Genomic DNA, 21841 nt, shown 5'->3' with positions numbered 1-21841 from the left:
CTCAGGGAGGATCTCATGCTGCAGTTTTCGGCCGGTGACATCGACCGGGCGCTGAGCTTTTCCGGCCTGGTCGAGACCCTGCGGACAGCCTTCCGCGAGGGCGCGGTGCAGCCGGTGCGCCACCACCACACGATCGAGCGGGCGCAGGGCACGGATTCGACGCTGCTCCTGATGCCGGCCTGGACCGACTTCAAGGCGCCCGCCACGGCGGCCGGCGGCCATATCGGCGTCAAGATCGTCACCGTCTCGCCCGACAACAACACCATCGCCAAGCCGGCGGTGGTCGGCCTCTACCTTCTGCTCGACGGCGTCACCGGCGAACCGCAGGCGCTGATGGACGGGCCGCGGCTAACGCAGTGGCGCACGGCCTGCGCCTCGGCGCTGGCTGCAACCTATCTCGCCCGCGACGACGCCTCGAAGCTATTGGTGATCGGCGCCGGCGCGCAGTGCCAATTCCTGGCGCGGGCGCACGCCGCGGTGCGCCCGATCGAGGAAATCCGCATCTGGAACCGCACGCCGGCCAATGCCGAGACGCTGGCCGCGTCGCTGAGGAGCGAAGGCTTCGACGCCAGGGCCGTCGTCGATCTCGACGCCGAACTCGGCTGGGCCGACATCGTCACCGCCGGCACGATCTCCACCGTGCCGCTGGTCAAGGGCGCCAGGCTCAAGCCCGGCGCCCATGTCGACCTCGTCGGCGGCTTCACGCCCGGCATGCGCGAGGCCGATGACGATGCCATTTCCAAGGCGCGGGTCTATGTCGACACCCGCGCCGGCGCGACCAAGGAAGCCGGCGACATCGTCCAGCCGATCGCCTCCGGCGTGCTCACACCCGACGCCATCGTCGCCGACCTGCACGAGCTTGCCCGCAACCAGAAGTCCGGCCGCCAGGCGGCGGACGAGATCACCCTGTTCAAGTCAATGGGTGCCGCCCTCGAGGATCTCGCCGCCGGTATCGCCGTGTACGGGGCGCTCAAGCCGAAAGCCTGAGGTCAACCTCCGCCCCCATGGCTTCCGCGATCAGGCGGAAGTCGCGCTCGCCGAGCGGGCAGAGCCCGAAGCGCAGCTGGTAGCCCCAGTTGCGCTCGGCAGTGAAGTCGAGCTGGCCGGCGAGCGCACCAACAGGCACTTCCCGCGCCGCGGCCCAGTCGACATCCCTGCGAAACGGCACGAAGCCGCCACCCATGTCGAAGCGATAGGGATCGCCGGCGCGCACCCGGCCGATTGCCGTGAAGGACTTCAGCCCGTCCTGGACGCCGAAGCCGTTTGACGGCGAATAATAGACCACGCCGTCGCCGGCGCCGATCCGGCGCAGCGGGCCGGCCTTGCCGTGACAGACCTGCATGAAGCCGGCGGAACGGCCGATGCGGACATGCTCGCCCGAGGCAACGGCCAGCCAATGGCCGCTGATCATCGATGTGCTCATGACGACACCACCGCTTCGTCGAGGCAATAGATGCGCAGCCGATGGCCGTCGGGGTCGAGCGCGACGAAGGTGCGGCCGAAATCCATGTCGGTCGGCGCCTGCGCCATCCCGATGCCGCGCCCGGCCCAGTCGGCATGGGTCGCGTCGACCTGACCGGGCGTCTCCAGCGCCAGGACGATCTCGGCCCCGCCGCCCGCGGCCGAAGCAGCCGGCTCGACCGTATGGCGAGACCACAGGCCGAGCTTGAAACCACCGTCGAGCACGAACAGGACGAAGGTCTGCGAGGATTCCACCGGCTGGCGGCCGAGCAGCTTGGCGTAGAACGCGCCGCTCGCCTCGGGGCTGTCGACATAGAGGATGACGAAATTGGGGGTGGCCATGGCTTGCTCTCCGTTGTTGCGATGGAGACCAGGCTAATGCCGACCACTGTCAGATTCTGGCAGTGGTGATCAAATCTTTCTCGAAGTGTCGAGCGTCGCGCGCCATTCCTTCAGCATCGCCGCCCGGCGGCGCGGGTATCGAGTCTCGGTGGCGGCGAGGCCGGAGATGCGGTCGGCGCGGAAATGCCGGAAATCCTGCCGCATCTCGCACCATGCCACCATGACGCGGACCTTGTCGAAGAAGCCGATCGCGAAGGGCCAGACAGTGCGGCGCGAACACGCCCCCGAGGCGTCCTCGTAGGTCATCTCCAGCTTGCGTTCGGCCCGGATCGCCTTGCGGATGACGCCGAGGTCGACGCTTTCGCGGCTCGCCGCCTCGCTCGGCCCGACCAGCAGCGCCGTTGCGTCGAGCTCGTCGCGCAGGTCGTCCGGCAGCACCGCGGCGATCTTTGCCAGCGCATCGGTCGCGGCGACCGACAGCCGCGCGTCGGGCTGCTTCGCCACCCAGCGCGAGCCGAGCACGATCGCCTCGATCTCCTCGTCGGTGAACATCAGCGGCGGCAGCATGAAGCCGGGTTTCAGGACATAGCCGAGCCCCGGCTCGCCCTCGATCGGCGCCCCTTGCGCCTGCAAGGAGGCGATGTCGCGGTAGAGGGTGCGGATCGACACGTCCAGCTCGTCGGCAAGCGTCAGGCCGCTCACCGGCCGGCGGTGGCGGCGCAGGATCTGGATGAGGTCGAGCAGGCGTTCGGAGCGCGACATGATTCTCGGACGGGCTTGTCGGGGCACGATAGGCCGGGGCGCCTGCGGCCGGAAGGCGTGTACAACTCCTTTCGCCGCTATGCGGCGAGTCACATGTCATTGTTTGAAGGTTTGGGCGGTCCCATACCCCCACCCCTGACCCCTCCCCACAAAGGGGAGGGGAATACCGGCGTGCCTCCGCACATCAGCGACACAGCTACCTCCGATGCAAGCGCCGTCACCAACATCATCGGCAATTGGCGGCAAGCGCCTGTGCAGCAAGGTCCCCCTCCCCCTTGTGGGGAGGGGTCAGGGGTGGGGGTATCTCGGCGCACAACCCCGCAATCGAAAACTCCACCGCCGACTGTCCCTCGCCTCCCCGCGACGGCCCGTCCGGTTGCGGCGGGCTGTGGCCTGTGCCAAAAGCGGCCAACCGCCCGGAGACGACGTTCCTTGAAGCACCCGCGTGACAAACGCCGCGACAGCCGCCCGCAACCGTCCCGCAAGGGCGGCACAGCGCCCGCGCCGGCGTATGGCCACGGCGAGCGACAGCAGGAGCGCAGGCCGGAGCAGCGCCCTGCCCCGCGCCAGGACCATCAGCCGGAGCCCAAAGCCGAATCGCGCATGCTTGCGCGCCGCGAAGGCGCGCTGCCGGCCGAACGCCTGCCGCTGATCCTCGAGGTCGCGCCCAACGACGACTACGCTCTGCTCGACAGCGGCGACGGCCAGAAACTCGAACAATACGGCCCCTACCGCATCGTCCGGCCCGAGGGCCAGGCGATCTGGCAGCGCGCGCTGCCGGCGAAGGACTGGGAGCGCGTCGACGCCGTCTTCACCGGCGACACCGACGAGGAAGGCATGGGCCGCTGGCGCTTTCCCAAGGCGCCGCTCGGCGAGACCTGGCCGATGCGCCATGACGGCCTGTCCTACCAGGGCCGCTTCACCTCGTTCCGCCATGTCGGCGTTTTCCCCGAGCAGGCGACGCACTGGGATCACATGGCCGGCCTGATCGAGAACGCCGGGCGCCCGGTCAAGGTGCTCAACCTGTTCGGCTACACCGGCCTCGCCTCGCTGGTCGCGGCCCGCGCCGGCGCCGAGGTCACCCATGTCGACGCCTCCAAGAAGGCCATCGGCTGGGCCCGCGAGAACCAGGAGATGGCCGGGCTCGCCGCCAAGCCGATCCGCTGGATCTGCGAGGACGCCATGAAATTCGCCGAGCGCGAGGAGCGCCGCGGCAGCCGCTACGACATCATCCTGTTCGATCCGCCCGCCTATGGCCGCGGCCCCAAGGGCGAGGTCTGGCAACTGTTCGAGCACCTGCCCACGCTCACCGACATCTGCCGCTCCATCCTGACGCCGAAGCCGCTGGCCGTGGTGCTGACCGCCTATTCGATCCGCGCCTCGTTCTTCGCCATCCATGCGCTGATGCGCGACACCTTCGCCGGCATGGGCGGCACGGTAGAATCGGGCGAGCTCGTCATCCGCGAAAAATCGGCCGGACGGGCGCTTTCGACATCCCTCTTCTCGCGCTGGGTGGCCAAATGAGCGAACACCGCACCGGAGCGCCCGGCCGCGTCAAGGAAGTGACCAGCCTCGCCAACCCGCTGGTCAAGGACATCAAGGCGCTGGCGCTGAAGAAATTCCGCGACCAGCAGCATGCCTTCATCGCCGAGGGGCTGAAGCTCGTCATCGATGCGCTCGATCTCGGCTGGACGATCAAGACCCTGATCTTCGCCAAGTCGGCGCTCGGCAACCCGGCGGTGGAGAAGATCGCCGCGCGCACCGTCGCCGCCGGCGGCGACGTGCTCGAGGTTTCGGAAAAGGTGCTCACCGCCATCACCCGCCGCGACAACCCGCAGGCGGTGGTGGGCGTGTTCGGCCAGCGCTTCGCGCCGCTCAAGGACATCCGCCCGAAGGACGGCGACGTCTGGGTGGCGCTCGACCGGGTTCGCGACCCCGGCAATCTCGGCACCGTCATCCGAACCGTCGATGCGGTCGGCGCCAAGGGCATCATCCTCGTCGGCGACACGACCGATCCGTTCTCGCTCGAAACCGTGCGCGCCACCATGGGCTCGATCTTCGCCGTGCCGGTCGCCAAGGCGCATACGGATGCCTTCCTCGAATGGCGCAGGGGCTTTGCCGGCATCGTCGCCGGCACCCATCTCCAGGGCGCCGTCGACTATCGCTCGGTCGATTTCGGCACCCGTCCGGTGCTGCTCATGATGGGCAACGAACAGCAGGGCCTGCCCGACAACCTGGCGGGCGCCTGCGACAAGCTTTTGCGCATTCCCCAGGCCGGCCGCGCCGATTCGCTCAACCTGGCGGTCGCCACCGCCGTCATGCTGTACGAGATCCGGCGCGCCGCGCTGAAGCTTTAGGAGTGCTCCGCGTGAAGTCAGCCGCGACTTACGGATTGGTGACGGTTCTGGCGATCGCGCTCGACCAGTGGATCAAGGTCCTCGTCGAGGCCAACCTGGTCATGCAGGAAAAGGTCGACGTTCTGCCTTTCCTGGCGCTCTTCCGCACCTACAACACCGGCATCGCCTTCTCGATGTTCTCGAACGTCGGCGACACCGGCCTCATCGTGCTGACCGCCGCCGTGGTCGCCTTCGTCGCCTTCCTGGCCAGCCGGACGACCCCGGCGCAGGTTCTGTCGCGCCTCGGCTTCGCGCTGATCGTCGGCGGGGCGCTGGGCAACCTCATCGACCGTACCGTCTACGGCCACGTCATCGACTACATACTTTTCCACACGCCGGTGTGGTCCTTCGCGGTCTTCAACCTTGCCGACGTCTTCATTTCCGTCGGCGCGGCTTGCATCGTGCTCGACGAATTCCTGGCCTGGCGGCGTGGGCGCGGCGAAGAGGCGGCCTCCGGCGATTGACGCCGGCCGGCATTTTCGGGCAAAGTCCGGCCTCCGGTTGTAGTTGCCAACAGATTCAGCTCGGCATTTAACAAAAAATTCAGGAAGGTAGCGGCAGAGCCCAAGGTCTGCCACAATCGGTCGCCATGGTGCTTGCAGCGGTAGCCTGGGTGCGCCGCTGTACTGTCTCTCGCCCACGCAGCGAAGACTTGCGGGATGAGACGGCAGTGGGGGAGCTCGCAGTTCGAGCAAGGGGCCTAAGTGGAGAGTTGCTTGTGAAAATGCCCTTCAGGTTGGGCGCTGCGAATCAGCCGCGCTCCGCATTGATGTTCACCAAGCCCGAGCCGGTTTCCTGGCGCGAGAATTGCCCTAACAGGGGCCTCATCCTCGGCGTGATCGCCATGACGGTGCTGATGAGCGCGACGGCCGTTTCCGCGCTCTTCCTTCTGCCCCGCATGGGCCAGTCCGCAGCCGATGCCGCGCAGGAAGCGCAGCAGGTCGCTGCCAGCCAGGTCAAGGAAAAGATCACCGCCATCGTCGCCGAACCGACCGGCCGCAAGGGCCGGCTGGCGTCGGCGTCGCAGTCGCTGCTCGTCTCCGACGCGGCCGCCGCCGAAGCCACCGACATGCCGCTGGCCGCCGATCCGCGCTGGGCGGCAGTGGTCGCGGCGGGCGCGACGCAGCCGCTTGAGGCCATGCCGGAGATTCCGGGCGCCGACAAGGTCATCGCCAAGGACCCCTCCGGAACGGGCGTGCTTGCGCTGGCCGACACCAAAGCGGCAACCACCCCTGCGAGCAATGCCGCCGTCAAGGCGATCGAGGCGGAGGTGAAGACCGACGCCGATGCCGCGCAGGGCCCGCGGCAGGCTACGATCAAGCGTTCCGTGAACATGCGCGCAAAGCCGGAGAAGGGCGGCGCCGTGATGCGCGTGATCCCGGCGAAGAGCGCCGTCGAGCTGGTTTCCTGCACGCAATGGTGCGAGGTGGTCTTCGAGGGCGAGCGCGGCTACATCTTCAAGAGCTACGTGCAGTAGCGGTCGCGGCGGGCCGAATCGCAGCGACAGTTAAAATGCGACCGATCGGTCCAAACCTTCCCTAAACTCTCAACGCTAGGATTCCGTCGTGATGGCGGATTCCGGATTGAACGACGGCAAGACGGTACAGGGCGCGGCAGGACAACCTGCCGATGCGCCCGTGCGCCGGCATTTCCTCACGCCGCCGCCGCTGGCGCCCGATCTTCCGAAGGAGCCCCCGCGCGGCCTCTATTTCACCACGCTGGTGGCGATCCTGGTGCTTGCGGGCCTCGCCCACCTGACCGGCGCTCCCGGCTTCGTCAGCATCGGCCTCCTGATTGCAGGCGTCGCCGGCCTGGTGCTTCTGGCGCGCGGGCTCAGCGAGCGCGAGCAAACCGCCAATGCGATCAGCGAAAGCACATCCCGCAACCGCGCGCAGATGGAAACCCTCGCCGACCGCATGTGGGAACTGCAGGAAAGCGAGGAACGCTTCCGCGGCCTCATCGACGCGCTCGGCGACATCGTCGTGCATCGCGACAGGGACGGCCGCATCACCTATGCCAACAAGGTCTTCGCGGACCTCATCGGCGAGGATCAGCGCGACCTTTCCGGCCGAACGCTGTCGGAACTGGGCGTCGACGTCGGCGTCGTCCCGGACGCGGCCTTCGCCGCCGGCGAGTGCCTGAGTTCCACCGACGTTGGCATACGCTCCAGCGGCATCGTCCGGTGGTTCTCCTGGATCGAGCTGTCGGTGCGCGACAAGGACACTGACGCGGTGTCGCATCGGGCGATCGCGCGCGACATCACCGCCCGCAAGCGCGCCGAAACCGCGCTCATCAACGCGCGCGAGCGGGCGGAATATGCGAGCCAGGCCAAGTCGCGCTTCCTGGCCACGGTCAGCCATGAGATCCGCACGCCGATGAATGGCATCATGGGCATGGCCAAGCTCCTGCTCGACACCGAACTGTCGCCCGAACAGCGCACCTATGTCGGCGCGGTCTCGACTTCGGCCAGCGCGCTTCTGGCGCTGATCGAGGACCTGCTCGACTATTCCAAGATCGAGGCCGGGCGGTTCGATCCCGAACCGCAGCCGATGTCGCCGCGCGAAATCGCCGACAACGTGATCGAGCTTCTGGCGTCCCGCGCCTTTGCAAAGAACATCGGCCTCGGGTGCCATGTCGCGCCTTCCGTGCCGCAGATGATCACCGCCGACCCGGGACGCATGCGCCAGGTACTGCTCAACCTGATCGGCAATGCCATCAAGTTCACCGATGCCGGCGGCGTCATGCTGCGGGTCGAGCGCGTCGGCGACGGCCACCCGGGCCATGTCCGCTTCACCGTGATCGACTCGGGCCCCGGCCTGCGAGCCGAGGACATGGATCGGGTCTTCGAGGAATTCGAACAGGCCGACGGCACCTCGACCCGCTCGCATGGCGGCGCCGGCCTCGGCCTCGCCATCTCGAAACGGCTGGTGACCTCGATGGGCGGGACGATCACCGTCGAGAGCGACCTCGGGGAAGGGTCGCGCTTTGCCTTCGAACTGCCCGCCTACGGCGCCACGGATTCCATGTCGGCCAACGAGGCCACGCTTGCCGGGCATCGCGCCGTCATCCTGTCGCGCAACGCGACCGAGGCGGCCGCGATCGCCGAAACGATCCGCGCCCATGGCGGCCGCGCCGACGTCGCCGCAACTCCGGAACAGGCGGCAGGCTTCGCCGACGGCTGCGATGCCCTGCTTGTCGACGCCGCCATCGAGGAGAAGGACGGGCGGGTGCTCAGGCAGTTGCGCGAAGCCGGTTTCGCAGCGAGCGAAGCCGTGACGCTGATCGCCCCCACGGATCGCGGGCTGCTCGGGGAATTGCGCGCCAGCGGCTACGCCACCTTCCTCGCGCGCCCGGTGCGCGGCGAGACGCTGCTGCGCGTCCTGCTGGCGAACAGCGCCGGCGTGGCGAGCCAGCCGCCCGCCGCCAGCCGCCGGACCGCTGCGCGGTCGCGTACGGACCGGCCGCAGGGCCTGTCGGTGCTGATCGCCGAGGACAACGACATCAATGCCATGCTCGCCCGCGCCGCGCTGACCAAGGCCGGGCACCGAATCGACGTCGTCAACAACGGCAGGGCGGCGGTCGAGGCAATCACGGGGGCCGGGCGCAGCCGCCGCTACGACGTGGTGCTGATGGATATGCATATGCCGGTGATGGACGGGCTGGACGCGATTTCGGCGATCCGCCGCTATGAGGAGCAGCATGGCCTCGGCGCCGTTCCCATCCTCGTGCTGTCGGCCGACAGCCAGGAAAAGACCCGCCACGCCGTGCTGGCGCACGGTGCCAGCGGCTTCGTCACCAAGCCGCTCGACCCCGAGACGCTAATCGATCTGGTCGAACAGCGCGCCGCCGCATAGCAGCCATCCCACTGATTTTCCTAGCCGGCTAGGCGATGATCCTGGCCCGCAAGTCTTGCCCGCGCCGATCGATCACGATACTGTCACAATCCTGTAGCACCGACACCGTATCCCCGCGCCAGGAGGGATGGCTCGAAGGAGAATCACCCGTGCATACAGCTTTGCCGGACAGTGACGCCCAGAAAGCCAACGGCACGAAGGTGGTGACCGCACCGATTGTGCCGGGCATGCCGCTCGGCCGAATCGGTACGCTCGAGGTTCGCCTCGCCCGGGACGATTCGGAGATCGCCGCGGCCCAGGAAGTGCGCTACCGCGTGTTCTTCGACGAACTCGGCGCCAGGAAGCAGGCACTGCATTCGATCGACCGGCGCGACGCCGACCGTTTCGACGACATCTGCGATCACCTCTTGGTATTCGACACCTCGCTTGCCGGCCCGGACCACCGCCGCATCGTCGGCACCTACCGCCTGCTGCGGCAGGAGCGTGCCACCGAAGCCGGCGGCTTCTATTCCGACGACGAATTCGAGCTCAACAAGCTCATCGCCCGCCACCCCGGCCAGCGCTTCCTCGAGCTCGGCCGCTCCTGCGTCCTGCCCGAATACCGCTCCAAGCGCACCATCGAGGCGCTGTGGCAGGGGATCTGGACCTATCTCAACCGCTACGACATCGACGTCATGACCGGCTGTGCCTCGTTCCATGGCACGGTGCCGGCGGCACATGCCGAGGCGCTCACCTATCTCGCCCATCACTGCCGCACCAGCACCGACTGGGACGTCCGCGCCGTGGCCGGGCGCTATTGCCCGATGGACCTGATGCCGATCGAGGCGGTCAACGCCAAGGCGGCCATCGCCGCCATGCCGCCGCTGGTCAAGGGCTACCTGCGGGTCGGCGCCAAGATCGGCGACGGCTGCGTCATCGACCACGATTTCGGCACGACCGACATCTTCGTCGTCATGCCGGTCAAGGAGATCGGCGCCCGCTACATCAACTACTACGGCGGGGAAGCGCAGAGCTTCGCGGCGTAGGCCTGCGCCCCGACGCAATCGCATCCATCACGGAAGTCTCTGCCAGATGCCCGAGCCGAAGCCTGCGTTCCTACCTGGGGCTTACTTCGGCATCAGCCTGCGCCCATGAGGGCACGCATCCGGCGCGCCGAGGCGAACAGCCTGTTGGCCGAGTTGCTCCGGTTTTCGCCCGGCGAAACCGTGCCGCCCGACAAGGCGATGTCGGAGAAGCCGATATCGGCGAGCAACTTGCAGAGTTCGTCCGACGGCGCCTCGATGAGCAGCAGCGGCTCCGAGCGTTTCATGGTCTCGATGCCGCCGAGGATGACATCATGCTCCAGCCCCTGGACGTCGATCTTGACGAAGCAGGGGTCCAGCCCGACGCTGTCGAGCGGCTTGATTTCGCACCCCATGGACTCGATCGTGAGCTGGTCGGGCCGGAAGCCGAAGACCCGTTCCGGATTCAGCCAGCTGCTGGCTTCCTGAAGGTCCATCGAGGCAAGACCGTCATAGACCATGCGCCGGTATTTCGGCACATGAAGGGTGAAGCGGCCATTCTCCCTGCCGAGACCGAAGGGGTGGATCGTGATTTCGCGGTCGCGTTGGTAGCGGGCGTCGAGCCGGCGCGCGAGGCCGGAATTGGCCTCGAAGGCGTGCAGCGCCGCCTCCGGCGCGAACAGTCGGATCGACTCGATCGACTGCCCCGCATTAGCGCCGACGTCGACAAAGCTCTGCCCTTCCGGCTTCAGCCGCGCAATGATGGAGAATTCCGGTTCATGCGGCTTGCGCATGATCCGCCGCAGCGACCGCGTCACGGCTTCCTTGCCGGCCTTGGCCCCGGGAAGCTCGCTTTGGATTGCGCGGATAAGCCGATGCGGGATCATGAAGCGCCTGCGCCTTGATGCATTTGCCATCTGGTTAAGGCTCAACCGTTAAAATAAGCCTTTGCCGCCGATCGCCCGCGCCGCTAGGGCAGCATGCCAGCCGAGGGATTGCATGGTCAGCCACAAGTTTCGGGTGCGAGGTCGTTCAGGCGCTGTTCCCTGACCGCGTCCACGACATTGGGCACCAGGGCCAGGCAGACGAGCACGCAGGCGGCCGAAATCAGCAGCCTGGCAGGTTTCCTGAAATGCCGGCCGTTCAGCAGCGCGCCGGCAAGATAGACCGCGAGCGCCGCCGTGCCGAAGAACAGCACCGGCCCCGGGCCGTCGCAATCAACGCCACCGCCACCCCAGGCCTTGTATTCGTTCGCGGGCATCAGCCCGAGAACGGCGATGGGTAGCGCCAGCACAAGCACGGCATAGCCGGCCCAAGGGCGGCGCCCGCTACTCCGTTCTTCCATATTGCGATCGTCGCATTGCACCTCAATTCCGGCAACGGCGCCACATCGGCGGCGCGCGGGCGCGCTCAGGGAATATCTTCGGGCCGGCGGCCCGGCCGGCTGCGGTAAGCCGGAAAAGTCCAGCCGAATTTCAACGCGCCGCCGCGTACCATGAAGGCGGCGACGAAGGCGACGACTGCCGAAACCGCGGGTGGCAGCTCGGCGAGTTCGGCGAGCGTGTAGATGCCGGCCCCGGCCATCGCGGCAGAGACGTAGATCTCGGGCTTCAGCAGCACCGAGGGCTCGCCGGCGAGGATGTCGCGGAGAATGCCGCCGAAGGTCGCCGTCAGCATGCCCATCACGATGGCGACCGCCGGCGAGCCGGTTGCTTCCAGCCCCTTGGCCGCTCCAATTGCTGCATAGGCGGCCATGCCCAACGCATCGAGCCAGAGCAGCAGCTTGTAGCGGGATTCGACCAGATGGGCGGTAAAGAACACGACGACCGCGACAGCGGCGCAGACCAGCACATAGGCCGGATTGACTACCCAGAACACGGGCAGGCCGAGGATGACGTCGCGGACCGTTCCGCCGCCGATTCCGGTGAAACTCGCCAGGAACAGGAAGCCGATGACGTCGAGCTGCTTGCGCGAGGCGGCAAGCGCGCCGGTGGCGGCAAACACCGCCACGCCGGCATAGTCGAGATAGAGCAGCGGATTCATGCAGCGGGCGAATAGGGATTGGTGAGTAGCGAATAGAAAATGGCCATGGCGTCCCCCGGATCCGCAGAATAGCCGCCTATTCCCTATTCGCTACTCCCTATTCGCAATTCGCCGATCAGGCGTCCTTCTCGGCCTGCTCGTTCACCGGGCCGGGCTCGGCTGGCGTCTCGGCGCCATGCTTGGGGCCGCCCTTGGCGATGCCCACCATGGCCGGCCGCAGCACGCGATCGCCGATGGTGTAGCCCGACTGGGCGACATGCACGACCGTGTTGGCCGGCACGTCGGGGTTCGGCACCTCGAACATCGCCTGGTGGAAGTTGGGATCGAACCTCTCGCCCTGCGGGTCGAGCTTGCGCACGCCATGGCGCTCGAGCGCGGTGAGCATGGCGCGTTCGGTCACCTCGACGCCCTCGATGAGGCTCGCGAGCCCGGCACCGCCGGCGGCCTTGGCCTCGTCGCTCACCGCCTCGATGGCGCGGCGCAGATTGTCCGACACGGTGAGCATGTCGCGGGCGAAATTGGCCACCGAATAGCTGCGTGCGTCCTGCACGTCGCGCGCGGTGCGGCGGCGCAGGTTCTCCATGTCGGCCGCAACGCGCAGCGCGCGGTCCTTCAGCTCCTCGTTTTCCTTCAGCAGGCGCACGAGGGCCTCGTAGTCGCCCTCGACGCCACCTTCGATCTTGTCGGCCTGGGCCTCGGCAGGCGCCGTCTCGTCGGGCGCGCGTTCGTCTTTTGCCTGGTCGCTCATCGCCATTTCCCGTTGTTCGGATCAGGTTGGAAGTTGCGCCCGATATCGAGCTTCAAATGCCAAAAATCAAGGGGCAAGGGCATACCGAGCCGTATGCCGCGCCGTACGCGCACGGCCCCGCTGCGGCATCCGGGCCTGCAATTCAACGTTAATTCAACTTTTACCAAGTCAGCCGACCATTTGCCCACGGTCTCCCCAAACGGGAACCATTTTGCATCTGGCAGAGTTCTACGGGCAACAAGAAGGCCCCGTCATGAAGGCAAAGCCAAATACAAAGACCAGAGCCGACAGATTGGCTGTCAACATCAGGCGAAGCTTCGCCTTCGAGGGCAATCTGCGCGTGCTCGAATCGCTGCCGGTCTTCAGGGCCGAAGGGGATCTGCCGCCGGGCTTGCAGCGGCTTCTCGACAAGCTGCAGGAAGTCGAACGCAGGCAGCCGAAAGCCTAGAGCTTTTTCCGCTTTTCTTCGAACGGCGGAAACGCTCTATCTCTTTGTTTTTGCGCAATTCCGGACGGAAAACCGCTTCGCACTTTTCCTGGAATTGCCCTAGGCTGTCTTCAGTTTCCGGCGCCGCGGCGCCACGAATAGCCCGCGCCTTTCGCAGGTTTTTCCGCAGCCTTCGCCGACGGCTGGTAGTAGAGCGGCAAGCCACCGCTGTTGCCGGCCTCCAGGCGCTTGAGCAGGACCGGGTGCGACACCTCGAACTCGTCGAAGCCGACCCGCAGCATGTGCGGCAGCTGGTCGACGAGGACCTGGCCCGTCGCCCGCACCGCGCCGTCGAAGCCGTGGCGGCTGCGCAGGAGTTCGGCCTTCGAGAAGGAGCGGCCGTCGTTGAAGGCCGGGAAGGCGAGCGCCACCAGCGACAGCTGGTCGAGCAGGTCGACGATGGCGTCGAGCTGGTCGCCCGGCTGCAGCAGCACGCCCAGGCGTTCCTTGGCGCCTTCGCGCTGGGTCGCGTCGAGCTCCAGGAAAGCCGGCAGCGACAGGATCACGCGGCGGTTGCTCGCCAGTGCGGCCGCATCGTCGGCATGGACCCACCCGTCCTCGCGGAAACCTTCGGGGGTCCAGAGGCGGATCGCCGGTGTCGCTTCGGTCATATGCACGTTCCTAGAGAGATGCGTCGGTCAGCGACTGCTCGAGACCGGAAAGGTGGATGCCGCATTCGGTCTTCGCCTGCCCGGCCCAGCGCCCGCTGCGGGCGTCCTCGCCCGGCTTGACGGGCTGGGTGCAGGGGAAGCAGCCGATCGACAGGTAACCGTAGGCGACCAGCGGGTTCTCGCGCAAGGCATGTCTGCGCATGTAGTCGGCGAGATCCGACGTCGTCCAGCGCGCCAGCGGGTTGATGCGGAAGCGCGGCCCGACCTGCTCGAACACTGGAAGCGCGTTGCGCGTCGCCGCCTGGAAACGCTTGCGGCCGGTGAACCAGGCCTTGAACGGCTCCACGCCGCGGGCCATCGGCTCGACCTTGCGCACGTCGCAGCAGGCGTCGGTGCTGGTCTGGTGCAGATTGCCGGTCGGATCGATCCGCGCCAGCGCGGCCGCGTCCGGCACAACGACCCGGATGTCGGTCAGGCCGAAGTCGGCGGCAAGGGCGTCGCGATAGTCGAGCGTCTCGCCGAAATGCTTGCCGGTGTCGAGAAAGACGATCGGCAGCTTGCGGTCGACCGCGGCGATCATGTGCAGCAGCACGGCCGAATCCGCCCCGAAGGAGGACACGGCGGCGATCTCGCCGGCAAAGCGCTCGCTTGCCGCGCGCGCGATGATCTCCTGCGGCGCGAGATTGCCGTAGAGCGCGTCGAGCGCCGCAGCCTCGGCCAGCACCTGCTCGAAGGTTTCGGCGTCAGGCTGCCTTGGCTTCGCTAGCATAGAGCGCCTCCTTGAACGGCGCCGGGCCGACACGGCGATAGGCGTCGAGGAACTTCTCCGACGCATCGCGCCTGACCTGCAGATAGGTGTCGACGATGGTCTCGATCGCGTCGGTGATCTCGTCGGGGCCGAAGCCGCGGCCGATGATCTCGCCCACCGAGGTGTGCTCGTCGGCGGAACCGCCGAGCGTCACCTGATAGAGTTCCGCGCCCTTCTTCTCGACGCCGAGGATGCCGATGTGGCCGACATGGTGGTGGCCGCAGGCATTGATGCAGCCCGAGATCTTGAGCTTCAGCTCGCCGATGTCGCGCTGCCGCTCGAGCGAGGCGAAACGGCGCGAGATGTCCTGCGCCACCGAGATCGAGCGGGCATTGGCCAGCGCGCAATAGTCGAGGCCGGGGCAGGCGATGATGTCGCTGATGAGGTTCGAGTTGGCGGTGGCGAGTTCGTGCTCCACCAGCGTGTCGTAGACCGCCCTGAGGTCGGCGCGCGCGACATGCGGCAGGATCAGGTTCTGCTCGTGGCTGACGCGGATCTCGTCGAAGCCGTATTTCTCGGCGAGGTCGGCCACCGCCTCCATCTGGCTGTCGCTGGCGTCGCCGGGGGCTTCGCCGATGCCCTTGAGCGAGATCGTCACCGCCGCATAATCGGGGTTGCGATGGGTGAAGACGTTCTGGTCGAGCCACTCGCCGAAGCTCTTCGAGTCGAGCCTGGCCAGCTTCACCGCCTCGTCGCCCTCGGGGCGCGCGGCCAGCGTCGGCGGCGCGAAATAGGACTGGATGGCCGCCACGTCCGCGTCGGGCAGCTTGAGCTCGCCCTCCTTCAGCGCCTGCCATTCGGCCTCGACCTGGCGGGCGATCTCGTCGACGCCGGTCTCGTGGACCAGGATCTTGATGCGCGCCTTGTACTTGTTGTCGCGGCGGCCGTAGAGGTTGTACACGCGCAGGATCGCGGTGGTGTAGGAGAGCAGGTGCTCCTCCGGCAGGAAGTCGCGGATCTTCTTGCCGACCATCGGCGTGCGGCCCTGGCCGCCGCCGATATAGACGGCGAAGCCCAGTTCGCCCTTGTCGTTCTTCTTCAGGTGCAGGCCGATGTCGTGGGTCTGGATGGCGGCGCGGTCGCGCTCGGCACCCGTCACCGCGATCTTGAACTTGCGCGGCAGGTAGGAGAACTCGGGATGCACCGACGACCACTGGCGCAGGATCTCGGCATAGGGGCGCGGGTCGGCGACCTCGTCGGCGGCGGCACCGGCGAAATGATCGGCGGTCACGTTGCGGATGCAGTTGCCCGAGGTCTGGATGGCGTGCATCTCGACCGAGGCGAGGTCGGCGAGGATCGCCGGGATGTCCGACAGCGCCGGCCAGTTGAACTGGATGTTCTGGCGCGTGGTGAAGTGGCCGTAGCCCTTGTCGTACTTGCGGGCGATGTGGCCGAGCATGCGCAGCTGCCTGGCGTTCAGCGTGCCGTAGGGCACGGCGATGCGCAGCATGTAGGCATGCAGCTGCAGATAGACGCCGTTCATCAGGCGCAGCGGCCGGAACTGGTCTTCGGTGATCTCGCCGGCAAGGCGGCGCTCGACCTGGTCGCTGAACTCGGCGACGCGGGCCTTCACGAAGTCATGGTCGAACTCGTCGTAGCGGTACATGGCTTTCTTCCGGTCAATCTTCAGGCGGCGTCGGCGGCAGGCCGGGCCTGCTTGCCGAGGTCGAGGCGGTTGGTGGGGCCGGCGGCGCGGATCACCTCGCGCAGGCGCAGCGGCTGGATGGCGCCGGCGACGACGGTTACGTCGATCAGGTTCACGTCGACCACCTCGTTGTTGTCATAGGCGGCCTTGCCGGTCGCCTCGAGCCTGGCCTCGCCATCCTTGTCGGAGACGATTTCGGCGCCGGCGATGGTCTCGCCCCAGGTTCCGTCGGCTGCGAACCACACGGCCTCGCCGTCGGTGAGCCGGTTGGCAGTCAGGATCTTCATGCCCCTTGTCCTTCCATGGCGGCGATGGCCGCCGTCTCGTACCTGTGTGCCGAAAGCGGCTCGGAACGTTCGAAATTGGCGCCGGCAACCGCGTCGCCGATGATGGTCATGACCGGACCGTCGAGGTCGCTGCGGCCTTCGAGCGACGGCAGGTCGGCGAGCGTGCCGTGGAAGCGGCGGCGCGTATCGAGGCTGGCGTTCTCGACGACGGCGACCGCCGTGTCCGGCGAGAGCCCGGCCTCGATCAGGCGGCCGGCGACGTCGGCGGCAACCGAGCGGCCCATGTACACGGCCACCGTCGCGCCCGAGATGGCGAGCCTGGCCCAGTCGGGCAGCGAGCCGCCCTTGAGGTCGTGGCCGGTGGTGAAGACCATCGACGAGGTCACCCCGCGCAGCGTCAGCGGCAGCTCGAAATCGGCGGCGGCGGCGAAGGCCGAGGTGACGCCGGAAACGATCTCGTAGGACACGCCGGCGTCGCGCATCGCCTGCATCTCCTCGCCGGCGCGGCCGAACACCAGCGGGTCGCCCGACTTGAGCCGCACCACGCGCTTGCCGGCTTGCGCCAGCTCCACCAGCAGGTGGTTGATCTCGGCTTGCGTCTTGGAATGGCAGCCCTTGCGCTTGCCGACCGGCAGGCGCTCGGCATCGCGGCGGCCCATGGCGATGATGGCCTCGGGCACCAGTGCGTCGTGGACGATGACGTCGGCCTGCATCATCAGGCGATGGGCCCTGAGCGTCAGCAGGTCTTCGGCGCCGGGGCCGGCGCCGACCAGCGCCACATGCCCCTGCGATGCGCCATCCTGCATCAGAAGGGCGGCAGCGGCCTGCCTGGCCTCGGCCGGCTGGCCGTTGTCGAGCGCGCGGGCCGGAGCGCCTTCGAAGAATTCGCGCCAGAAGGCGCGGCGGACATTGCCCCTGGGCAGCAGCCGCTCGACGGCGTCGCGGAAGCCGGCGGCCAGCACGGCCAGCGCGCCGAGCTGCGGCGACAGCATGCGGTCGATGCGGGCGCGGATCATCTGGGCGAGCACGGGGCCTGCTCCTTCCGTGCCGACGGCAACGGCGACCGGTGCGCGGTTGACCAGCGCCGGGGTGAAGAAGTCGCAGAGTTCGGGCCGGTCGACGGCGTTGACGGCGATGCCGAGGCGGCGGGCGTCGTCGGAGACGCGGCGGTCGAGCGCCTCGTCGCCCGTCGCTGCGAAGACCATCACCGCGCCCTCGACCAGCGAGGCATCATAGGCCGAGTGGATGCGCACCGCGCCGTTGGCGGCGATCCAGTCGCGCAGCTGCGGCTCGACGTTATCGGCGATGATGCGGATCTCGGCGCTCGACTGGGCGAGCAGGCGCGCCTTGGCCAGTGCCTCGTCGCCGCCGCCGACGATGGCCACGGCCCTGCCCTCGACCTTGAGAAAGATCGGGAAGGCGTTGAGCTTGGCGTCGGCAGTCGGCATGGCGCAAGGGTTCCAGAAGACCTGCCATTTCTAGCCGCCGGCACCGAAGCGTAGAAGAAACCCACTCGCGCGCCCGAAGATGGGAGGCAATCGCTTTTGCCTCGCCACATGAAGCAGGAGAAAATTATTCCGCAGCTCGGGCGCCGGCCGCTTTTTCGTGTTTGCCCGGACCTCACCGGGCCGACCGGTTCGGCACCTGCCGAAAGACCTAGGATTCGGCGGTTTTTCTCCGCGGATGCCGCTTCCCGGCGCGATCGGCGCAGACACGGGCCGGATCGTCAATCCATCGGCGCGCGCTCCCTGCGCGGAGGTCCTTTTTCCAATATCTACTAATTTGGTAGAATTACCTGAAATGCGCAGCTTGCGCCGAAGACGGCGTGGAACAACCGCTGCCGAACCGCGTTCCCGAGGTGCATTGCACGCGAACGAAGCCCGACGGGCGTCAGAAAGGAGCGCATCATGGCCAACATTGTCCTCAAGCACGGAATCTGGGTGCTGGTGGCGGATGGCGAAAAGGCGTTGTTCCTGAAGAATCAAGGGGATGCCAAGTATCCGAGCCTTGAGGTCGTGCGTGAGATGGAACAGGAAAACCCGCCCACCCGCGAACAGGGCAGCGATCGGCCCGGGCGCTACAGCGATGGTGGCTTCTCGGCGCACAACAGCGCCGTCGACGACACCGACTGGCACAGGATCGCCAAGCATCGTTTCGCCGACGAGATCGCCGAGCGGCTCTACAAATTCGCCCACGCCGACGCGTTCCGGCAGATCATCCTGATCGCGCCGCCGCTGGTGCTCGGAGAATTGCGCAAGAAGCTGCATAAGGAAGTCGACGAGCGTGTCTGCGCCGAACTTCCCAAGACGCTCACCAATCACAGCGTTCCCGATATCGAATCCATGCTGCTGTCGGCCTGATCGGCGGCAATAGATCCAAGCAACGAGGAGGCAGCGCCGGCAGCATATCGCCGGCGCTTTTTTTGCCTTTGGCCAAGTTTCTTGCCCGGCAAGGGTTGCGCATGGCTGCTTGCGTCCACCATATTGGATTTGCAGCGGATTTCACCGCCGCACCCCACGACATCGCAATTCACGAAAGGTGCCGCCCGGACAATGCCGCATGAAATGCCCCTCATCGCAACCATCGTCGCCGGTCTGGGGCTGGCATTCATCCTCGGCGCCATCGCCAACCGCTTCCGCATACCGCCGCTGGTCGGCTATCTGATCGCCGGCATGCTGGTCGGGCCGAACACGCCCGGCTTCGTCGCCGACCAGAAGCTGGCGCTGGAACTGGCCGAGATCGGCGTCATCCTGCTGATGTTCGGCGTCGGCCTGCACTTCTCGCTGAAAGACCTTCTGTCGGTGCGCGCCATCGCCGTGCCGGGGGCCGTCGTCCAGATCGGCTTCGCGACCGCGCTCGGCGCCGGCCTCGCCTGGATGCTCGGCTGGTCGATGGGTGCCGGCCTCGTCTTCGGCCTGGCGCTGTCGGTCGCCTCCACCGTCGTGCTCCTGCGCGCGCTGCAGGAGCGGCGCATGATCGAGACCGAACGCGGCCGCATCGCCGTCGGCTGGCTGATCGTCGAGGATCTCGCCATGGTGCTGGCGCTGGTGCTGTTGCCGGCGCTCGCCGGCGTGCTCGGCGGCGAGCAGCAGGCGGCACAGGCGCCCGACATCCTGTCCTTGCGTTTCGACCTGGGCGTCTGGGGCGTGCTCGGCATCACGCTCGGCAAGGTCGCCGCCTTCGTCGTCGTCATGCTGGTGGTCGGCCGGCGGGTCATCCCCTGGGTGCTGCACTACGTCGCCCATACCGGTTCGCGCGAGCTGTTCCGGCTGGCGGTGCTCGCCATCGCGCTCGGCGTCGCCTTCGGCGCGGCCCAGCTGTTCGGCGTGTCGCTGGCGCTCGGCGCCTTCTTCGCCGGCATGGTGATGAGCGAATCCGAACTCAGCCACCAGGCTGCGGAGGAGACGCTGCCGCTGCGCGATGCCTTCTCGGTGCTGTTCTTCGTCTCGGTCGGCATGCTGTTCGACCCCGCCAGCCTGCTCAGCAACACCTGGCCGATCCTGGCGACGCTGTTCATCATCCTGATCGGCAAGTCGGTGGCGGCCTTCCTGATCGTCGTCGCCTTCGGCTATCCGGTGGCGACCGCGCTGATCATCTCGGCCAGCCTCGCCCAGATCGGCGAGTTCTCCTTCATGCTCGCCGGGCTCGGCGTCAGCCTCGACCTGCTGCCCGAACAGGGCCGCGACCTGATCCTCGCCGGCGCCATCCTGTCGATCGTGCTCAACCCGCTGGCCTTCGCCGGTGCCGCGCGGCTGAAGCCCTGGCTCGAGAAGCGCTCGGGCAAGCAGCCGGAGGCCGCCGAGGCGGTGCCGATCGGGCCGGCGACCGAACCCGGCGAGGTCGCCACCGTAGCGGCCGCGCCGGCCAAGCCCGACGACGAGGACGCGCCGCCGCCGACCCGGCTCAGCGGCCACACCATCCTGATCGGCTACGGCCGCGTCGGCTCGCTGGTCGGCCAGTCGCTGAAGGAGGCGGGCCGGCCCTTCCTGGTGATCGAGGATTCCGACAAGACCATCGCCAGGCTGATGGCCGAAGGCGTGGAGACGGTGGCGGGCAACGCAGTCAAGGGCGAGGTGTTCGGCGCCGCCAACGCGGCCGGCGCCCGACAGTTGATCCTCGCCATCCCCAACGCCTTCGAGGCCGGGCAGATCATCCTCAAGGCCAAGGCGGCCAATCCGGAGATGACGATCATCGCCCGCGCCCATTCGGACGCCGAGGTCGACCATCTCGCCGGGCTCGGCGCCGACAAGGTGATCATGGGCGAGCGCGAGATCGCCCGCGGCATCGTCGATGAGGTGATGGGCGGCACGACGAGGACCGCGGGCCCTGAAGAGGATCCGAAGCCGGATACGCCTTCGGCGGCCTGACCCCGCCGCCTCGCAGGCGCGCCTGCGGGCGCTTGCATTGGCGGTGCCTTCAGGCAGAATGGCGCCGCCATGATGATGTTCACGCTCGACGTCTCGACGATCCGTTTCCGCTAGCCCCCGGGGTCCGGAAGCCGGACACTTCCCGTGTCCAGGATTGGATGCCGGCCTTGCCGCGCCGCCTGCGCGCCGCCTTTGGCCGGCCGAGACAAGAGAGTTCACATGCCCGACAGCAGTCTTGCCAGCGCGCTCGACGACGCGCAGATCGAACAGTTCATCGCCGACGGCTTCGTCCGCATCGACAATGCCTTCCCGCACCGGTTGGCCGACGAAGCCAGGGCCATCCTCTGGCGCGACACCGGCTGCGACCCGGAGGACCCCGCCACCTGGACCAGGCCGGTGATCCGGCTCTGGGACTATGCGCAGGAACCTTTCCGGCTCGCCGCCAACACGCCGGTGCTGCACGAGGCGTTCGACCGCCTTGTCGGCGCGGGGCGCTGGCTGCCGCGCGGCAGCCTCGGCTCCTTCCCCGTACGTTTCCCCTCCCCCGACGATCCGGGAGACGCCGGCTGGCATATCGACGCCAGCTTCGCCGGCCCGGACGGAGACGCCGGCGACTTCATGTCATGGCGCGCCAACCTGCATTCGCGGGGACGTGCGCTCCTGATGCTGTTCCTGTTCTCCGACGTCGGCGAGGACGATGCCCCGACGCGCATCCGCATCGGCTCGCATCTCGACATCGCCAAACGTCTGGCACCCTCGGGAGAAACCGGGCTGTCGCTCCGGGAATTGGCCGCCACCGGCTTTGCCGAGAGCGAGCACCGGCCCGTCGCGCTTGCGACAGGCCAGGCCGGCACGGTCTATCTCTGCCACCCCTTCCTGGTGCATGCGGCCCAGCCGCATCGCGGCGCGAGGCCGCGCTTCATGGCGCAGCCGCCGCTGCTGCCAAGGGTGCCGCTGTCGCTCGGCCGCGACGACGGCGACCATTCGCCGGTCGAGCGCGCGATACTGAGAGGACTGGGCCGCTAGCCG

The 21841-nt window shown here is 67.5% G+C and carries 23 protein-coding genes; 11 read left to right on the top strand and 12 right to left on the bottom strand.

All coding sequences use genetic code 11. From position 1 onward, the window contains the following. Positions 1-15: 15 nt before the first annotated feature. Positions 16-987, top strand: coding sequence for an ornithine cyclodeaminase family protein (locus PV773_RS22745; protein WP_347968560.1), 972 nt, complete (start codon positions 16-18; stop codon positions 985-987). Here PV773_RS22745 and PV773_RS22740 read toward each other — a convergent pair. The 3 genes from PV773_RS22740 to PV773_RS22730 all read right to left on the bottom strand — a co-directional run bounded on the left by PV773_RS22740 (position 971) and on the right by PV773_RS22730 (position 2565). Next, on the bottom strand, positions 971-1423 hold the full coding sequence (locus PV773_RS22740) for an EVE domain-containing protein (RefSeq protein WP_347968559.1): 453 nt from the start codon (positions 1421-1423) through the stop codon (positions 971-973). The two genes, PV773_RS22745 and PV773_RS22740, sit on opposite strands and share 17 nt — an antisense overlap. Continuing rightward, the gene (locus PV773_RS22735) at positions 1420-1803 is read right to left on the bottom strand and encodes a VOC family protein (RefSeq protein WP_347968558.1); all 384 of its coding nucleotides are present in this window, start codon (positions 1801-1803) and stop codon (positions 1420-1422) included. The genes PV773_RS22740 and PV773_RS22735 overlap by 4 nt, the downstream gene beginning before the upstream one ends. A gap of 69 nt (positions 1804-1872) precedes the next feature. Continuing rightward, complete coding sequence (locus tag PV773_RS22730) at positions 1873-2565, bottom strand: YafY family protein (RefSeq protein ID WP_347968557.1); 693 nt, start codon at positions 2563-2565, stop codon at positions 1873-1875. Positions 2566-2997: 432 nt separating this feature from the next. On the opposite strand from PV773_RS22730, the gene PV773_RS22725 reads away from it, so the two are divergent. From PV773_RS22725 to PV773_RS22700, 6 genes are all read left to right on the top strand, one after another. Continuing rightward, positions 2998-4089 (top strand): class I SAM-dependent rRNA methyltransferase, encoded by a 1092-nt coding sequence (locus tag PV773_RS22725; RefSeq protein WP_347968556.1) that lies wholly within the window; start codon positions 2998-3000, stop codon positions 4087-4089. Then, positions 4086-4922 (top strand): RNA methyltransferase, encoded by an 837-nt coding sequence (locus PV773_RS22720; RefSeq protein ID WP_347968555.1) that lies wholly within the window; start codon positions 4086-4088, stop codon positions 4920-4922. Before PV773_RS22725 ends, PV773_RS22720 begins: the two co-directional genes overlap by 4 nt. An 11-nt stretch (positions 4923-4933) precedes the next feature. Beyond that, positions 4934-5425, top strand: coding sequence for a signal peptidase II (lspA, locus tag PV773_RS22715; protein WP_347968554.1), 492 nt, complete (start codon positions 4934-4936; stop codon positions 5423-5425). 260 nt (positions 5426-5685) lie between these two features. After that, complete coding sequence (locus tag PV773_RS22710; protein WP_347968553.1) at positions 5686-6438, top strand: SH3 domain-containing protein; 753 nt, start codon at positions 5686-5688, stop codon at positions 6436-6438. Positions 6439-6529: 91 nt separating this feature from the next. Beyond that, positions 6530-8815 (top strand): ATP-binding protein, encoded by a 2286-nt coding sequence (locus tag PV773_RS22705; RefSeq protein WP_347968552.1) that lies wholly within the window; start codon positions 6530-6532, stop codon positions 8813-8815. A gap of 227 nt (positions 8816-9042) precedes the next feature. Next, positions 9043-9840 carry a GNAT family N-acetyltransferase gene (locus PV773_RS22700; RefSeq protein ID WP_347968575.1) on the top strand — a complete coding sequence of 266 codons (798 nt, stop codon included), beginning with the start codon at positions 9043-9045 and terminating at the stop codon, positions 9838-9840. 92 nt (positions 9841-9932) lie between these two features. Here the strand turns inward: PV773_RS22700 and PV773_RS22695 are convergent, their stop codons facing one another. The 4 genes from PV773_RS22695 to grpE form a co-directional block, all read right to left on the bottom strand. Then, the gene (locus PV773_RS22695; RefSeq protein ID WP_347968551.1) at positions 9933-10733 is read right to left on the bottom strand and encodes an FkbM family methyltransferase; all 801 of its coding nucleotides are present in this window, start codon (positions 10731-10733) and stop codon (positions 9933-9935) included. 86 nt (positions 10734-10819) lie between these two features. Further along, entirely contained in the window at positions 10820-11161 is a 342-nt protein-coding gene (locus PV773_RS22690; protein ID WP_347968550.1) for a hypothetical protein, read from the bottom strand. A 65-nt stretch (positions 11162-11226) separates the two neighbouring features. Continuing rightward, positions 11227-11859 carry a trimeric intracellular cation channel family protein gene (locus tag PV773_RS22685; RefSeq protein WP_347968549.1) on the bottom strand — a complete coding sequence of 211 codons (633 nt, stop codon included), beginning with the start codon at positions 11857-11859 and terminating at the stop codon, positions 11227-11229. A 115-nt stretch (positions 11860-11974) separates the two neighbouring features. Continuing rightward, on the bottom strand, positions 11975-12607 hold the full coding sequence (gene grpE / locus PV773_RS22680; protein ID WP_347968548.1) for a nucleotide exchange factor GrpE: 633 nt from the start codon (positions 12605-12607) through the stop codon (positions 11975-11977). 211 nt (positions 12608-12818) lie between these two features. Here grpE and PV773_RS22675 point away from each other — a divergent pair, with 211 nt between their 5' ends. Continuing rightward, the gene (locus PV773_RS22675) at positions 12819-13055 is read left to right on the top strand and encodes a hypothetical protein (RefSeq protein ID WP_347968547.1); all 237 of its coding nucleotides are present in this window, start codon (positions 12819-12821) and stop codon (positions 13053-13055) included. Between the two features lie 110 nt (positions 13056-13165). Here PV773_RS22675 and PV773_RS22670 read toward each other — a convergent pair whose 3' ends face one another. The 5 genes from PV773_RS22670 to cysG are packed head-to-tail and all read right to left on the bottom strand — an operon-like array spanning position 13166 to position 17893. Further along, a complete protein-coding gene (locus tag PV773_RS22670; RefSeq protein WP_347968546.1) occupies positions 13166-13705 on the bottom strand; it encodes a DUF934 domain-containing protein in 540 nt (179 codons plus the stop codon). A gap of 10 nt (positions 13706-13715) precedes the next feature. Next, positions 13716-14474 (bottom strand): phosphoadenylyl-sulfate reductase, encoded by a 759-nt coding sequence (locus PV773_RS22665; RefSeq protein ID WP_347968545.1) that lies wholly within the window; start codon positions 14472-14474, stop codon positions 13716-13718. Beyond that, positions 14449-16119 carry a nitrite/sulfite reductase gene (locus tag PV773_RS22660; RefSeq protein ID WP_347968544.1) on the bottom strand — a complete coding sequence of 557 codons (1671 nt, stop codon included), beginning with the start codon at positions 16117-16119 and terminating at the stop codon, positions 14449-14451. Before PV773_RS22660 ends, PV773_RS22665 begins: the two co-directional genes overlap by 26 nt. A 20-nt stretch (positions 16120-16139) precedes the next feature. Further along, the gene (locus PV773_RS22655) at positions 16140-16445 is read right to left on the bottom strand and encodes a DUF2849 domain-containing protein (protein ID WP_347968543.1); all 306 of its coding nucleotides are present in this window, start codon (positions 16443-16445) and stop codon (positions 16140-16142) included. After that, on the bottom strand, positions 16442-17893 hold the full coding sequence (cysG, locus tag PV773_RS22650) for a siroheme synthase CysG (RefSeq protein WP_347968542.1): 1452 nt from the start codon (positions 17891-17893) through the stop codon (positions 16442-16444). Before cysG ends, PV773_RS22655 begins: the two co-directional genes overlap by 4 nt. A 459-nt stretch (positions 17894-18352) precedes the next feature. Here cysG and PV773_RS22645 point away from each other — a divergent pair, with 459 nt between their 5' ends. From PV773_RS22645 to PV773_RS22635, 3 genes are all read left to right on the top strand, one after another. Further along, complete coding sequence (locus PV773_RS22645) at positions 18353-18805, top strand: host attachment family protein (protein ID WP_347968541.1); 453 nt, start codon at positions 18353-18355, stop codon at positions 18803-18805. Positions 18806-18997: 192 nt separating this feature from the next. Next, entirely contained in the window at positions 18998-20812 is a 1815-nt protein-coding gene (gene ybaL, locus PV773_RS22640) for a YbaL family putative K(+) efflux transporter (RefSeq protein ID WP_347968540.1), read from the top strand. A 219-nt stretch (positions 20813-21031) separates the two neighbouring features. After that, on the top strand, positions 21032-21838 hold the full coding sequence (locus PV773_RS22635) for a phytanoyl-CoA dioxygenase family protein (RefSeq protein ID WP_347968539.1): 807 nt from the start codon (positions 21032-21034) through the stop codon (positions 21836-21838). Positions 21839-21841: the final 3 nt, after the last annotated feature.

Source organism: Mesorhizobium sp. CC13 (genome assembly GCF_039907765.1).
Classification (GTDB): Bacteria; Pseudomonadota; Alphaproteobacteria; order Rhizobiales; family Rhizobiaceae; genus Aminobacter.
This window is presented reverse-complemented; position numbering and strand designations above follow the sequence as displayed.